Here is a 14,578-nt window from a genome sequence, read left to right on the forward strand (position 1 = left end):
TTTTTGCACAACCTTCTGCTATGTTTGAAGGAATAGAAATTACACTTCTTTTTATTTGAGAGGTTAATCCATATTTTTCTTCATCAGGCATTATTTTCAGTAAAAAATAAATTTCTTTAACTAGCCCTCTGGATAAATTCCAAATTTCTATATCTCTAAAATTTCTCATGTTTATTTTAATTATCAACTTTTACCAATTACCTATAACCCATGACCTTTTCCCATTTTAATGTTTAATCTCTTCTATTGCTTGAGGATCATGTTTGTGTTTGAATAGTATGGCAAAAGCTAGGGTAATTACTAAGGCGTAAATGGCAAAGGTAAGCCAAATGTTGTGCCAGTCTTTTCCTTCAGCGGTGGTGAAATATTTTTCGATAATATAACCGCTCGTAATACTTCCGAAAATGGCTCCAAATCCATTTGTCATCATCATGAATAAGCCTTGTGCGGAAGAACGAATTTTAGAATCGGTTGAGGTTTCTACGAATAAAGAACCTGAAATATTAAAGAAGTCAAACGCCATTCCATAAACAATACACGATACAATAATCATCCATAAACCGTCGCCAGGGTTTCCATAAGCAAACAATCCAAAACGCAAGACCCATGCCACCATACTAAATAACATCACTTGTTTGATGCCAAATCGTTTTAAGAAAAATGGAATGGCTAAAATGAATAAGGTTTCTGAAATTTGAGAAATGGACATAATTAATGTCGAATATTTTACTACCAAAGAATCTGCATATTCGGGTAAGCGTTTAAAATCATCCAAATAAACATCACCATAGGCATTCGTCAACTGTAAAGCTGCTCCTAAAAACATACTGAACAAGAAAAACAAAGCTAATTTGTAATTGGCAAATAATTTAAACGAACTCAGTCCGATTAAATCAATGAACGATTTATTTTCTGCGGTTTTGCCTTCTGGTGTACATTTTGGCAACGTAAAAGAATAAATCCCTAATGCCACAGCCGCTAAAGCTGCAATGTAAAATTGGTTTTCGCTGGATTTATTTCCTGTAAGATTGGTAATCCACATGGCAACAATAAATCCTACTGTTCCCCATACGCGAACCGGCGGAAAATCTTTAACAACGTCTAGACCTCCTTTTTTTAGGGCATTATAAGCCACAGAATTGGAGAGGGCTATGGTAGGCATGTAGAAAATCATCGCAATTAAAATTACCCAAAAGAAATCTGCCGGATTATCAACTTGAGGCACATAAAAAAGCGTTAAACCCCCTAAAATATGTAGGGTTCCGTATAATTTTTCTGCGTTGATCCAACGATCGGCGATGATTCCACAAATAGTAGGCATAAAAACCGAGGCAATACCCATGGTAGAGAAAATGGCACCAAATTGCGCTCCATCCCATTGTTTGGTTCCGAACCAGTAATTGGCTACGGTAATCAGCCATGCTCCCCACACAAAAAATTGGAGGAAATTCATAATTGTCAATCTGAATTTTATATTCATAATAGCCTATTTTAGTGGTTTAAGATTCTTTTTTTGAGATTGCATCTCGTATTTTGGCGGCTTTTTCGTAATCTTCGTTTTGAACTGCGGCTTCTAGTTGTTCGTATAATTCTTTGATAGAATGCCTTAAATAACCTTCGGTTTGTGGAGCAACATCTTCAGTGGCTCCAAATGTTTCCGGTTCTGATAAAATGGCACCGGGATCTTCCATATCTTCGTTTTCTGCTGGATTGATGTTCAAATAAATGCCGGCTTTGTCTAGGATGTTTTTGTAGGTAAAAATTGGCGCATGAAAACGAATAGCCAACGCAATTGCATCAGATGTTCTAGCATCAATAATTTCTTCAATTTTATCGCGCTCACAAATAATGCTTGAGAAAAACACACCATCAACCAATTTATGAATAATAACTTGTTTTACAACGATGTCAAACCGGTCGGCAAAACTTTTAAATAAATCGTGAGTTAACGGGCGAGGAGGTTTGATTTCTTTTTCTAGTGCAATGGCAATAGATTGTGCCTCAAAGGCGCCAATTACGATTGGCAATTGTCGATCTCCATCAGCTTCATTTAAAATTAAAGCGTAGGCTCCATTTTGGGTCTGACTGTAGGAAATGCCTTTGATATGTAATTTTACAAGACTCATTATTGGGGTTGTAATTATGCTAAATGATACTAAATTTGAAACGCATTCATTGTAGTTGAACCTTTCGCTTCAAAAATAAAAAAAAGAGCTATCTTAACAAAGATAACTCTCATTTAATTTAATTTAGTTATTAACCAAATATTGTATTACGAATTGCTGGCTTTGAAAGCCTTTAATTTTTCAATCAATTGAGGTACTACTGTAAAGGCATCTCCTACAATGCCATAATCAGCTACTTTAAAGAATGGTGCTTCTGGATCGGTGTTGATAACTACTTTTACTTTTGAAGAGTTGATACCTGCAATATGTTGGATTGCTCCTGAAATTCCTACTGCAATATACAAGTTAGCTGCGACTGGTTTTCCGGTTTGACCAACGTGTTCGCTGTGTGGTCTCCAACCAATGTCAGAAACCGGTTTTGAACACGCTGTAGCAGCGCCTAATAATGAAGCTAATTCTTCAATCATGCCCCAATTTTCTGGACCTTTCATTCCGCGACCTGCAGAAACCACAATTTCGGCATCTGCAATGGTTACCTTGCCGGATACTTTTTCTACGCTTTGTACTTTGAGGCCAAAATCAGCATCATTTAAAGATGGAGTAAAGCTTTCTTCCGTTAATGAAGATGCATTTTCAATTAATCCGAATGAATTTTTTGCAATACCCAAAACTTTAACAGACGTATTTATTTCAGTTAAATTAAACGCTTTGTTTGAAAAAGCGGTTCTTTTTACTTGGAAAGGCGAAGTGCTTTCTGGTAAAGCCACTACATTTGATGCATAACCAGCTTCCAAAGCTACTGCTACCAATGGAGCAACATATAAGCTATCAGTTGACGAAGAAATCAACACAATTTGTGCGCCTTCTTTTTTAGCAACTTGAGCAATTACATCGGCGTAAGCCTTTGCACTAAAGTTATTTAATTTATCGTTTGAAACGGTTACCACTTTGTCAACACCATAAGTTGCTAAAGCGCTATTTTCTGCATTATTTATAGTTACTGCAGTAACTGTTGTTCCCATGGAAGAAGCTACTTTTTTTGCGTAAGAGGCTAATTCAAAGGCTACTTTTTTTATTTTTCCTTCAGCTGATTCAGCATATATGAGTATAGACATAATTTTTACGTTTAAGAGTTTAAAATGTTTTAAAGTTTAAGTGTTAACGAAACACTTAAACGGAACAATGATTTACTAAATAACTTTCGCTTCGTTGTGTAATAAACTAATTAATTCATCTAAATTATCTGCATTCACTAATTTTACAGCTGATTTTGCAGCTGGTTTTTCAAATTTAATGGATTGGGTAGCAGCAGCATCACTTGTTGGTTCTGCTATGGTAAGTGCTTTTGTTCGTGCCATCATGATGCCTCTCATGTTTGGAATTCGTAAGTCTTTTTCTTCTACAATCCCTTTTTGTCCACCAACAATTAATGGTAGTTCGGCCGAAATAATTTCTTTCCCACCATCAATTTCACGCGTTACTTTGGCTTCGTTTCCGTTGAGGTCTATTCCTACACAAGCGTTTACAAAGTTGTACCCAAGAATACCAGCAAGCATACCTGGAACCATTCCGCCATTATAATCTAGTGATTCTTTTCCAGCGATAACTAAATCATAACCACCATCTTTCACTACTTTTGCTAGTTGTTTGGCTACAAATAAACCGTCAGTTGGTGTAGCATTGATACGAATAGCTTCGTCGGCGCCAATTGCCAGAGCTTTTCTCAAGGTAGCTTCGGCATCCGCTCCACCTACATTTACAACAGTTACTATTGCACCTTGTTGCTCTTTAAACCAAATGGCACGGGTTAAACCGAATTCATCATTTGGATTGATAACAAATTGTACTCCATTGGTGTCAAACTCACTGTCACCATTGGTAAAATTAATTTTTGAAGTAGTATCAGGTACGTGACTGATGCAAACTAATATTTTCATTTGATACGAATTTAGTGTTCTATTATACAGCTACGAAAATACAAAATAAATTGAAATAAAAAACTATGCACGCATAATAAATGCGAATTTCTTACCAAAAAATCAATTTTTCGATTTAAAATGCAATTTAAAATCCTAATTTGAACTGTTTTTAAACATATTATCAACTAAAACGATTTAGTAGAAAAAAAATGATTTTTTTAGATAACGCAAAAGGATAATGTTATTTTTCCTATTTTTGCGAATCATAATTCAATTAGAAATTAATTTCATGAGAACGATACAATTTAGAGAAGCAATTTGTGAAGCGATGAGCGAAGAGATGCGTCGCGATGAATCGATTTACTTAATGGGTGAAGAAGTAGCAGAATACAATGGGGCTTACAAAGCGTCTAAAGGGATGCTTGATGAGTTTGGGCCAAAACGTGTCATTGATACACCCATTGCAGAATTAGGTTTTGCGGGTATTGCAGTAGGTTCGGCTATGAATGGTAATCGTCCTATTGTAGAATTTATGACATTCAACTTCTCACTAGTTGGGATCGATCAAATCATCAATAACGCAGCAAAAATGCGACAAATGTCTGCAGGACAATTCCCAATGCCAATGGTATTTAGAGGTCCAACAGCTTCTGCAGGTCAATTGGGTGCTACGCATTCACAAGCTTTCGAAAATTGGTTTGCCAATACTCCCGGATTAAAAGTAGTAGTTCCTTCAACTGTGTATGATGCAAAAGGGCTATTAAAAGCGGCAATTCGTGATAATGATCCTGTTATTTTCATGGAGTCAGAACAAATGTATGGCGATAAAGGAGAGGTTCCAGAAGGAGAATATACGATTCCGTTAGGAGTTGCAGATATTAAAAGAGAAGGTACGGATGTAACAATTGTATCTTTTGGAAAAATCATCAAAGAGGCCCATTTAGCAGCTGATGAATTGGCTAAAGAAGGGATTTCTTGTGAGATCATTGATTTGAGAACAGTGCGACCTATGGATTACGATACGATTTTGACATCCGTGAAGAAAACCAATAGATTGGTAGTGTTAGAAGAAGCGTGGCCGTTTGCCTCTGTTGCTTCAGAAATCACGTACATGGTGCAAGAAAGAGCATTTGATTTTTTAGATGCACCGGTACAAAGAATTACAACTGCAGATACACCAGCGCCTTATTCACCTTCGCTATTGAAAGAATGGTTACCTAATGCTCAGGATGTTATAAAAGCTGTACGAAAAGTTACCTATAAATAACTAAAACGTATTATATTTGAAACTTCATCAGTACACAAACTGATGAAGTTTTTGTTTGTAATTATGAAAAAGAAATTATTATTTTTTGCGTTATTTTTTATCAATCTAATTTTTGGTCAAACAAAAGTAGGCGGAAAAGTTGTAGACGAGAAAAATGAACCCATAGCTTTTGCAAACGTGATCTTGAAAGGATCGAAAGAAGGTGTTATTACCGATGATAATGGGGATTTTTATTTTGAATCGAACGAAAATTATTCAATTTTAGTTGTTTCTTTTGTAGGTTATGATAGCGTCCAAATTAAGTTAGCCCCGGGATTGAATAAGGATCTTAAAATTGTATTGAAGTCGGGTGTGTCTTTAGATGAAGTTACAATTTATACTGGAAAAACCTCCAAAAAGAACAATCCTGCAATAGATATTTTGAGAAAAATTTGGGAGCGAAGACGAAAGAACGGCCTCAAAATGTTCAAGCAATACCAATACGACAAATATGAAAAGGTTGAATTTGACTTAAATACAATCGATTCTGCTTTCATGAAAAACAAAGTTTTCAAAGGAATGGAATTTATATTTAAGCAAATTGACACGTCTAAAATATCCGGGAAATCCTTTTTACCAATTTTTATTAATGAGACGTTAAGTCAAGTATATGGAGACAATACAACTAAAAGAACAAAAGAGATCACCACGGCCAATAAAAATTCGGGCCTAGGTAGTGGCGACGGTGTAAATACGTTCATTAAAGATTTGTATGCAGATTATGACATATACGATAATTACCTGAAATTCTTTGATAAAGATTTTGTGAGTCCGTTATCGCGAACGGGAATTAATGTATACAACTATGTGCTTGCTGATAGTATGTATATAGATAATAAATGGTGTTATAATATTATATATTATCCCCGGCGAAAAAACGAATTAACATTTAAAGGTGATTTTTGGGTAAATGACAGCACTTTTGCCATTAAAAAAATTAATTTGGAGGCAAGTAAAAGTGCTAATATCAATTGGGTAAAAGAGATCTATATTGAGCAAGAGTTTGAAGTAATGAACGACTCTGTATTTTTGCTTACCCGAGATTATATGATGTCTGATTTTAGTTTTTCAAAGAAAGATGAAGCCAAAGGGGTTTATGGAAAACGTACAACACTTTTCAGAAATCATCAATTTGACCAACCAAAAGGAGATAAATTTTACAAAGAAGAAGTCAATTTTTATGACAATTCGGTGTATAACAAATCGGATGAATTTTGGCTCGAAAACCGATTTGAAAATTTAAATAAAAATGAAGCGGGTATCTATAAGATGTTAGATACTTTAAAAGAAGTACCGCGATTTAAACGAATATATAGTTTAGCATCAATATTAGGAAGTGGGTATATTGAAATACCAAAATTAAAAATGGATTTTGGTCCAATTTTTTCCACTTTTGGATTTAATGATGTCGAAGGTCAGCGCATACGAATTGGCGGTAGAACCTACTTTGGATCTAATGATATTTGGCGTATTCAGGGGTATACTGCCTATGGATTTGAAGACAATCAATTCAAATACGGAATTTCTGGAAGATGGATGGTGAATCCAAATAAAAGGGTAATATTATCGGTTGGTAATCGTCGAGATGTGGAACAGATGGGTGTTAGTTTGACCACTTCTAATGACGTTTTAGGAAGAAGTTTTGCATCATCTGCACTTTTTGCAAGTGGTGTAAATAATCAATTAACTTCTGTAAATCTTACCACTTTAGGTATTGAGATAGAGCCGTTAAAGAATTTTACTTTTCAAACAAATTTGACCTATAGGACTTTAAAGTCCGCATCAAGTGACTTTAGTTTGGATTACTACACAGATTTGACACAGGCAAAAATTAATAATCAGGTTAAGCAATCAGAAATAAATATTATTGCTGAATATACTCCAAAGCGAAAAACCGTTGGTTATGGTGTAGATCGTTTGGATGTTGATTTTAATTATGCCCGTTTTTTTGTCAGTTACAGCAACGGAATAAAGGGAGTTTTAAATAGTGATTTTAATTATCAAAAATTGCAACTTTATTACCGCCAACCGACATTAATTGGGGGTTTTGGGCGATTGTTTACCACCTTTGAAACTGGGAAAATTTTTGGAGAGGTTCCTTTGGGTTTGATGGGAGTGATTCCTGGAAATCAATCATGGTTTGTAATTGAAAACACCTATAATTTATTAGACTATTATGATTTTGTGGCGGATGAATATGTTTCCATGCATTTGGAACACCATTTTAATGGCCGATTGTTTTCAAGAATTCCTTACTTAAGAAAATTAAATTTGCGAGAAATTGTAGGAATTAAAGGTGTTTATGGTAGGGTATCTGAAAATAACAAAATACTCAATGCTTCCGGGTTACAATATGTTGCTCCAGAGGACGTTTACTGGGAATACAATGCTGGAGTTGGAAATATTTTTAAAGTATTACGTATTGATTGTGCTTGGCGAGGAAGTTATTTAGAAATGCCAAATGCTAGAAAATTTGCTGTTAGAGCTTCATTTGGATTTTATTTTTAGTTCGACGATGGCTCAAATTTTACTATTTGTGTTTAAAAATTTGTTGATCAATACCTTAATTTTTTTAACGAAATCTACATTCTAACTATTATTTTACTCCTATCTACGGAGTTTCAAATAAGGAATAAAAATACAGTTGATTTTTTTTCAATCCTATATTGTTGCTATTTTGAATAGTAAACATACGATTTGCCATTAAATGAACTAAACATCCGAACAGCATTAATTCAGATTTTTTTTCATTATTAATCTCAAATTAATGAAAACTAAGGGGGGGTGTCCTTAATTTCTCTGATGATACACTATTCTGTGTAAAAAATCCAAAAAATGTAATTGTGTAACATCTAATTGTTGGCGAATAGTTGTAGAAATAAGCGTTTATTTTTGGTAATATTTGAGTAAGCTATACAAATTTTGCACATTTGTTTTTATAAAACTACACAAATTGTATAAGTTCTTAAAAAATTGTTATTTTTGCATCCGATAAAATTAAGAACAAAATTTATTTTTTATGGAATCAATGATGATTTATGTGCCAATAGTAATGGCGTTGATTGGTTTAGCTTTTATGGCTGCCAAAAGAGCATGGGTATTAAAACAAGATGCTGGTGATGGAAAAATGAAAGAAATTTCAGATTACATCTACGAAGGAGCATTAGCATTCTTAAAAGCAGAATACAGATTATTAGCAATATTTGTGCTTTTAGCAAGTATTGTTTTAGCAGGAATTACTTTTATTCCAGGTGTGAAAACACATTTATTAATTGTTGTAGCATTTATTTTTGGGGCTATATTTTCTGCTCTAGCGGGAAACATGGGGATGAAAATTGCTACAAAAACAAATGTTAGAACTACACAAGCTGCTCGTACGAGTTTACCACAAGCATTAAAAGTTTCTTTTGGTGGCGGAACAGTTATGGGTCTTGGAGTGGCTGGTTTAGCGGTTTTAGGATTGACAGCATTTTTTATAATTTTCTTCCACTTATTCATGGGTGGGGTATGGACCGATACAGAAGGAATGACAGTAGTGTTAGAAACATTGGCTGGATTTTCTCTTGGAGCTGAATCAATTGCTTTGTTTGCTCGTGTTGGAGGTGGTATTTATACGAAGGCTGCCGATGTAGGAGCTGACTTAGTAGGAAAAGTAGAAGCAGGTATTCCAGAAGATGATCCACGTAATCCAGCGACTATTGCAGATAACGTTGGAGATAACGTAGGAGACGTTGCAGGTATGGGTGCCGATTTATTCGGTTCTTATGTGGCAACCGTTCTTGCGGCTATGGTATTAGGGAATTATGTGATTAAAGATATGGGTGGTAATATTGTTGATAAAGGATTCGGTGGAATCGGACCAATCTTATTACCAATGGCCATCGCTGGTTTCGGAATTTTATTTTCTATCATTGGAACAATGTTAGTGAAAATTTCAAGTGATGATGCTAAAGAGGCACAAGTACAAGGGGCTTTAAATAAAGGAAACTGGGTTTCAATTATTTTAACAGCTATTTCTTGTTATTTCTTGGTAGATTTTATGTTGCCAGAAGTAATGACCATGGATTTTTATGGTGAAGGAGCAAAAGAAATTTCTTCGATGCGTGTATTCTTCGCTACCATTGTTGGTTTAGTTGTAGGTGGAGTTATTTCATCGGTAACAGAATATTACACTGGATTAGGTACAAAACCAGTATTGGCCATCGTACAAAAATCATCAACTGGTGCAGGAACAAACGTAATCGCTGGTTTAGCAACAGGTATGATTTCTACTTTTCCAACAGTATTATTATTCGCGGGGGCCATTTGGGCTTCATATGCTTTTGCAGGTTTCTATGGTGTAGCTTTAGCAGCTTCAGCAATGATGGCAACAACAGCAATGCAATTAGCGATCGATGCTTTCGGACCCATTTCGGATAACGCAGGTGGAATCGCTGAAATGAGTGAATTACCAAAAGAAGTTCGTACTAGAACAGATATTTTAGATTCAGTAGGTAATACTACTGCTGCAACAGGTAAAGGTTTTGCAATCGCTTCTGCAGCGTTAACATCTTTAGCTTTATTTGCTGCTTATGTAACGTTTACTGGAATTGATGGTATTAATATTTTCAAAGCACCAGTATTAGCAATGTTATTCGTTGGAGGTATGATTCCAGTTGTGTTCTCTGCATTAGCAATGAATTCAGTAGGAAAAGCTGCAATGGACATGGTATATGAAGTGCGTCGTCAGTTCAAAGAAATTCCAGGTATCATGGAAGGAACAGGCAAACCAGAATACGGAAAATGTGTTGAAATTTCTACAAAAGCCGCTTTACGCGAAATGATGTTGCCAGGTATTTTAACGATTGGTTTCCCAATTGCTATTGTACTTTTAGGAAAATTAGTTTACGGAGATAACAACCAATTAATCGCTGAAATGTTAGGCGGCTATATGGCAGGGGTAACCGTTTCAGGTGTTCTTTGGGCAGTATTCCAAAACAACGCTGGTGGCGCTTGGGACAATGCTAAAAAATCATTCGAAGCAGGTGTTGAAATCAACGGAGAAATGACGTATAAAGGTTCAGATGCACACAAAGCAGCAGTAACTGGAGATACAGTTGGTGATCCATTCAAAGATACATCAGGGCCATCAATGAACATCTTAATTAAATTAACGTGTTTAATTGGATTGGTAATTGCCCCAATATTAGGTGGACATTCAGAAGGTGTTAAAAAAGAAATGAAATATACCATTATCGAAATGAATACTACTTCTTCTACAAAAGTAGGAAAATGTGATATGTCAAAATGTGCTACAATGACTAAAGATGCATGTGCTAAAATGTGTGATTCATTAGGTTGTTCAGCAGAAGAAAAAGAAATTTGCATGTCGCACTACGATGCTAACGGTAAATTTATCGCCAAAGAAGGTGCAAAAGCTTGTTGTGCAATGGATGCAGATAAAAACGTTAAAGTTGAAATCAAAAATGTGAATGGAAAAGCTAAAGCAACGGTTACTACTTCTGAGAAAGGGAATGTAAATGTTCAAGTTTTTGAAGGTTCACTAGAAGACGTTAAAGCAAAAGTAGAGGCTTTAAAATAATCTAAACTTTTATAAAATAATAGAAACCGCACAGCAATGTGCGGTTTTTTTATTTATTTTTATAGAATATATTTGGCCAACATGAAACGTAAATACATACTAATCGCTATTTTTTTAACTGCAATAGGTTTTGGACAATCCAATTTGTCTTTGATTCCCATGCCACAAAATATAAGCTACCAATCAGGCTCTTTTGTGCTCCATTCCAAAACAGTTATTCAAACCAACGATGTAACTTCTTTTGAAGCTTTATTCCTAAAAGAGAGCATAAAAAGCCAAACGGGTTTGGATTTGAAAATTGTAAAAAGGGTGCCAAAATCTGTAGCAACAATTAATTTAGTTTTTGATGTTGAGGACCCCAATGCAAGTGATTTTAAAGAAGATTATATATTAGAGGTTGCTGCAAAATCAATCACTGTAAAAGCAGCATACAATCAAGGCATTTTTTACGGGATTCAAACACTTTTACAACTCATTCCATTTGAGCACAATTCGGATATCAAAATACCTTGTTTAGAAATAGTTGATCATCCCAAATTCAAATGGCGTGGCATGCATTTAGATGTAGGTCGTCATTTCTTTCCTGCCGAATTCATCAAAAAATACATTGATTATATAGCAATGTATAAAATGAACACCTTTCATTGGCATTTAACCGAAGATCAAGGGTGGCGCATCGAGATAAAAAAATATCCTAAATTAACCCAATTTGGCGCTTGGCGCGAAGGTTCAATGGTGGGTCATTATAACGAACAAAAGTTTGATTCCCTTCATTATGGGGGATTTTATACCCAAGACGAAATCAAAGAAATTGTAGCCTATGCTACTGCACGTCACATCACTATTGTTCCCGAAATTGAAATGCCAGGACATTCACTCGCTGCGTTGGCCGCTTACCCCGAATTATCCTGTACGGGTGGCCCTTTTGAAGTAGCTAAAAAATGGGGTGTTTTTGACGATGTGTATTGCCCAAAAGAAGAAACATTTACCTTTTTAGAAAATGTGCTTACCGAAGTTATGGCATTGTTTCCATCCGAATACATCCATATTGGAGGTGATGAATGTCCAAAAACCAGATGGAAAAATTGCACCCATTGCCAAAAAATAATAGTAGAAAAAGGATTAAAAGACGAACACGAATTGCAAAGCTATTTTATTCAACGTATTGAAAAATTTGTAAACAGTAAGGGTCGAAAAATCATCGGGTGGGATGAAATTTTAGAAGGCGGATTAGCCCCTAACGCTGCTGTTATGAGTTGGCGAGGTACCGAAGGTGGAATTTCGGCAGCCAAAGAAAAACATTTTGTTGTGATGACTCCCGGTTCGCATTGTTATTTTGATCATTATCAGGGCGAACCCAAAAATGAACCCATCGCCATTGGTGGCTATACCAATGTCGAAAAAGTATATGCGTTTAATCCCATTCCAAAGGAACTTACTCCCGAAGAAGCTACTTATATTTTAGGAGCCCAAGCTAACGTTTGGACCGAATACATGAACACTCCAGAACACGTTGAATACATGATCATTCCTCGAATGGCCGCCCTTTCTGAAGTGCTTTGGGGAACTTCGGATTCTTCAAAATATAAAAATTTTGAACAACGATTGATCCAACACTTTTCGGTATACGACCATAAAGGCATCAACTACAGTAAAGCCCTCTTTGAAGTGACTTCAAAAGTACATCCCGCAGAAAATGGGGTTGCATTCGAATTGCAATCGGTGCATCCCAAGGGGATCAAATATACAACGGATGGCTCGGAGCCAAGTGCTTCATCGTTGGTCTATGAAAAACCAATTCTAGTAACAGCTAATCAGACCATAAAAGCCGCCTATTTTGAAAATAATAAAGCCAAAAGTGCGACCCTTCAGCAGTTGTTTGCGATTTCAAAATCAACCGGTAAAACGATTGAGTTGCTCCACCAACCCCACGAAAATTATGGAATAGGAGGCGGATTTACCCTAGTAGACGGCATGAAAGGAAACACTTCAAAATTTGGAAGAGATTGGTTGGGATTTTGGGGCAAAGACTTGCATGCAACGATTGATTTAGGGACAGTATTAACCGTTTCAAAAGTCGAAATTTCCACATTAACAGCGCCAGCGAGTTGGATTTATTATCCTAAAAATATTACCATTTGGGTAGCAGAAGAAGGAGAAAATTTCGAACAGGTTGCAGTGATTTCTGCTGAAGAAATGGAACAAAATAATGGAAAATTGGTGGTTAATTTTGATAAGCAAAGGGTACAAAAGATAAGAGTTATTGCCCAAAATAATGGCATCATCCCCGATGGAAAACCTGGAGCGGGTTCTAATAGTTGGTTGTTTATTGACGAAATAAGTGTAGAATAATGACAAATAGAAGAAATTTTTTAAAGACAACAGCATTAGCATCTGCCGGTCTTGCCTTTCAGGCATTTAAAAGTGAATCCCGTGGCGAAAATATCACGGCTCCCATAAAAAGTACTAAACCAATTGTGCTTTCAACTTGGAATTTTGGACTACAAGCCAATGCCGCCGCATGGGAAATTTTAAGCAAAAATGGTCGTGCTTTGGACGCTGTAGAAGCAGGAGTGAAAATTCCAGAAGGCGATCCCAATGAGCGCAGTGTTGGGTATGGTGGACGTCCCGATAGAGATGGTCGCGTAACATTAGATGCTTGTATCATGGACGAACTTTCGAATATTGGTTCGGTTGCTTGTTTGGAACACATCAAACATCCTATTTCCGTAGCGCGTGCCGTTATGGAGAAAACACCACATGTAATGTTGGTTGGCGAAGGTGCTTTGCAATTTGCTATTGCTCAAGGATTCAAAAAAGAGAATTTGTTAGTGGAAGCTTCAGAAAAGGAATGGAAAGAGTGGTTAAAAACCAGTCAATACAAACCCATTGCGAATATTGAAAACCATGATACCATTGGAATGATTGCTTTAGACGCTAATGGTAATTTATCTGGGGCTTGTACTACTAGTGGAATGGCATTTAAAATGCATGGACGTGTGGGCGATTCTCCATTAATTGGCGCCGGTTTGTATGTTGATAATGAAATTGGGGCGGCTACAGCTACCGGTCATGGAGAGGAAGTTATTCGAATTTCGGGTTGTCATCTCGTTGTGGAATTAATGCGTCAAGGATTAACACCACAAAAAGCCTGTGAAGAAGCCGTTATGCGCATTGTAAAACTCACTCAAAATAGAGGTAAGGAATTAAAAGACATCCAAGTTGGATTTATTGCGCTGAATAAAAAAGGGGACTACGGATCCTATTGTGTGCAAGGAGGTTTCAATTATGCCGTTCACGATGCCACAGGAAATCGATTACTGGATGCCAATTACTTTTTGAAATAATTTATGATCCAAGAAAAAAAAATAGAAATCGCTTGTTTTAACCTTGAATCTGCTCTAATAGCACAAAAAGCTGGAGCTGATCGCGTGGAATTATGTGCAGACATGTCAGTTGGTGGAACAACACCTTCTATTGAAATCATTCAACAAGCTCGAGAAAATTTGACCATCGATTTATATGTAATGATTCGTCCGAGGGGTGGAAATTTCATTTACTCAGAAGTAGAATTTGAACAAATGAAATCTGAAATCGAGACCATCAAAAAAATTGGAATCAATGGATTTGTTTTCGGAATATTGCG

At 36.1% G+C, this 14,578-nt stretch carries 11 protein-coding genes; 6 read left to right on the forward strand and 5 right to left on the reverse strand.

What is annotated here, in order from left to right; translation table 11 throughout:
• From ACIQ6Z_RS06740 to ACIQ6Z_RS06760, 5 genes are all read right to left on the reverse strand, one after another.
• The coding region (locus tag ACIQ6Z_RS06740; protein WP_396210166.1) for a four helix bundle protein at positions 1–169 on the reverse strand (169 nt) is incomplete at its 3' end.
• Between the two features lie 57 nt (positions 170–226).
• Complete coding sequence (locus tag ACIQ6Z_RS06745) at positions 227–1,480, reverse strand: nucleoside permease (RefSeq protein ID WP_396210156.1); 1,254 nt, start codon at positions 1,478–1,480, stop codon at positions 227–229.
• Between the two features lie 19 nt (positions 1,481–1,499).
• Positions 1,500–2,126: a bifunctional nuclease domain-containing protein gene (locus tag ACIQ6Z_RS06750; RefSeq protein ID WP_396210157.1), complete on the reverse strand. Its 627-nt coding sequence runs from the start codon at positions 2,124–2,126 to the stop codon at positions 1,500–1,502.
• A 146-nt stretch (positions 2,127–2,272) separates the two neighbouring features.
• Positions 2,273–3,241: an electron transfer flavoprotein subunit alpha/FixB family protein gene (locus ACIQ6Z_RS06755; RefSeq protein WP_396210158.1), complete on the reverse strand. Its 969-nt coding sequence runs from the start codon at positions 3,239–3,241 to the stop codon at positions 2,273–2,275.
• Positions 3,242–3,316: 75 nt separating this feature from the next.
• A complete protein-coding gene (locus ACIQ6Z_RS06760) occupies positions 3,317–4,063 on the reverse strand; it encodes an electron transfer flavoprotein subunit beta/FixA family protein (RefSeq protein WP_396210159.1) in 747 nt (248 codons plus the stop codon).
• A gap of 271 nt (positions 4,064–4,334) precedes the next feature.
• On the opposite strand from ACIQ6Z_RS06760, the gene ACIQ6Z_RS06765 reads away from it, so the two are divergent.
• The 6 genes from ACIQ6Z_RS06765 to ACIQ6Z_RS06790 all read left to right on the forward strand — a co-directional run.
• Positions 4,335–5,312, forward strand: coding sequence for a pyruvate dehydrogenase complex E1 component subunit beta (locus ACIQ6Z_RS06765; RefSeq protein WP_396210160.1), 978 nt, complete (start codon positions 4,335–4,337; stop codon positions 5,310–5,312).
• 63 nt (positions 5,313–5,375) lie between these two features.
• Positions 5,376–7,859, forward strand: coding sequence for a DUF5686 family protein (locus tag ACIQ6Z_RS06770; RefSeq protein ID WP_396210161.1), 2,484 nt, complete (start codon positions 5,376–5,378; stop codon positions 7,857–7,859).
• Between the two features lie 511 nt (positions 7,860–8,370).
• On the forward strand, positions 8,371–10,932 hold the full coding sequence (locus tag ACIQ6Z_RS06775; RefSeq protein ID WP_396210162.1) for a sodium-translocating pyrophosphatase: 2,562 nt from the start codon (positions 8,371–8,373) through the stop codon (positions 10,930–10,932).
• Between the two features lie 81 nt (positions 10,933–11,013).
• The gene (locus tag ACIQ6Z_RS06780; protein ID WP_396210163.1) at positions 11,014–13,284 is read left to right on the forward strand and encodes a family 20 glycosylhydrolase; all 2,271 of its coding nucleotides are present in this window, start codon (positions 11,014–11,016) and stop codon (positions 13,282–13,284) included.
• On the forward strand, positions 13,284–14,279 hold the full coding sequence (locus ACIQ6Z_RS06785; protein ID WP_396210164.1) for an isoaspartyl peptidase/L-asparaginase family protein: 996 nt from the start codon (positions 13,284–13,286) through the stop codon (positions 14,277–14,279). The genes ACIQ6Z_RS06780 and ACIQ6Z_RS06785 overlap by 1 nt, the downstream gene beginning before the upstream one ends.
• 3 nt (positions 14,280–14,282) lie before the next feature.
• Positions 14,283–14,578: copper homeostasis protein CutC (locus ACIQ6Z_RS06790; RefSeq protein ID WP_396210165.1), on the forward strand; the 296-nt coding region annotated here is incomplete at its 3' end.

The organism is Flavobacterium sp. (genome assembly GCF_044376915.1).
Classification (GTDB): Bacteria; Bacteroidota; Bacteroidia; order Flavobacteriales; family Flavobacteriaceae; genus Flavobacterium.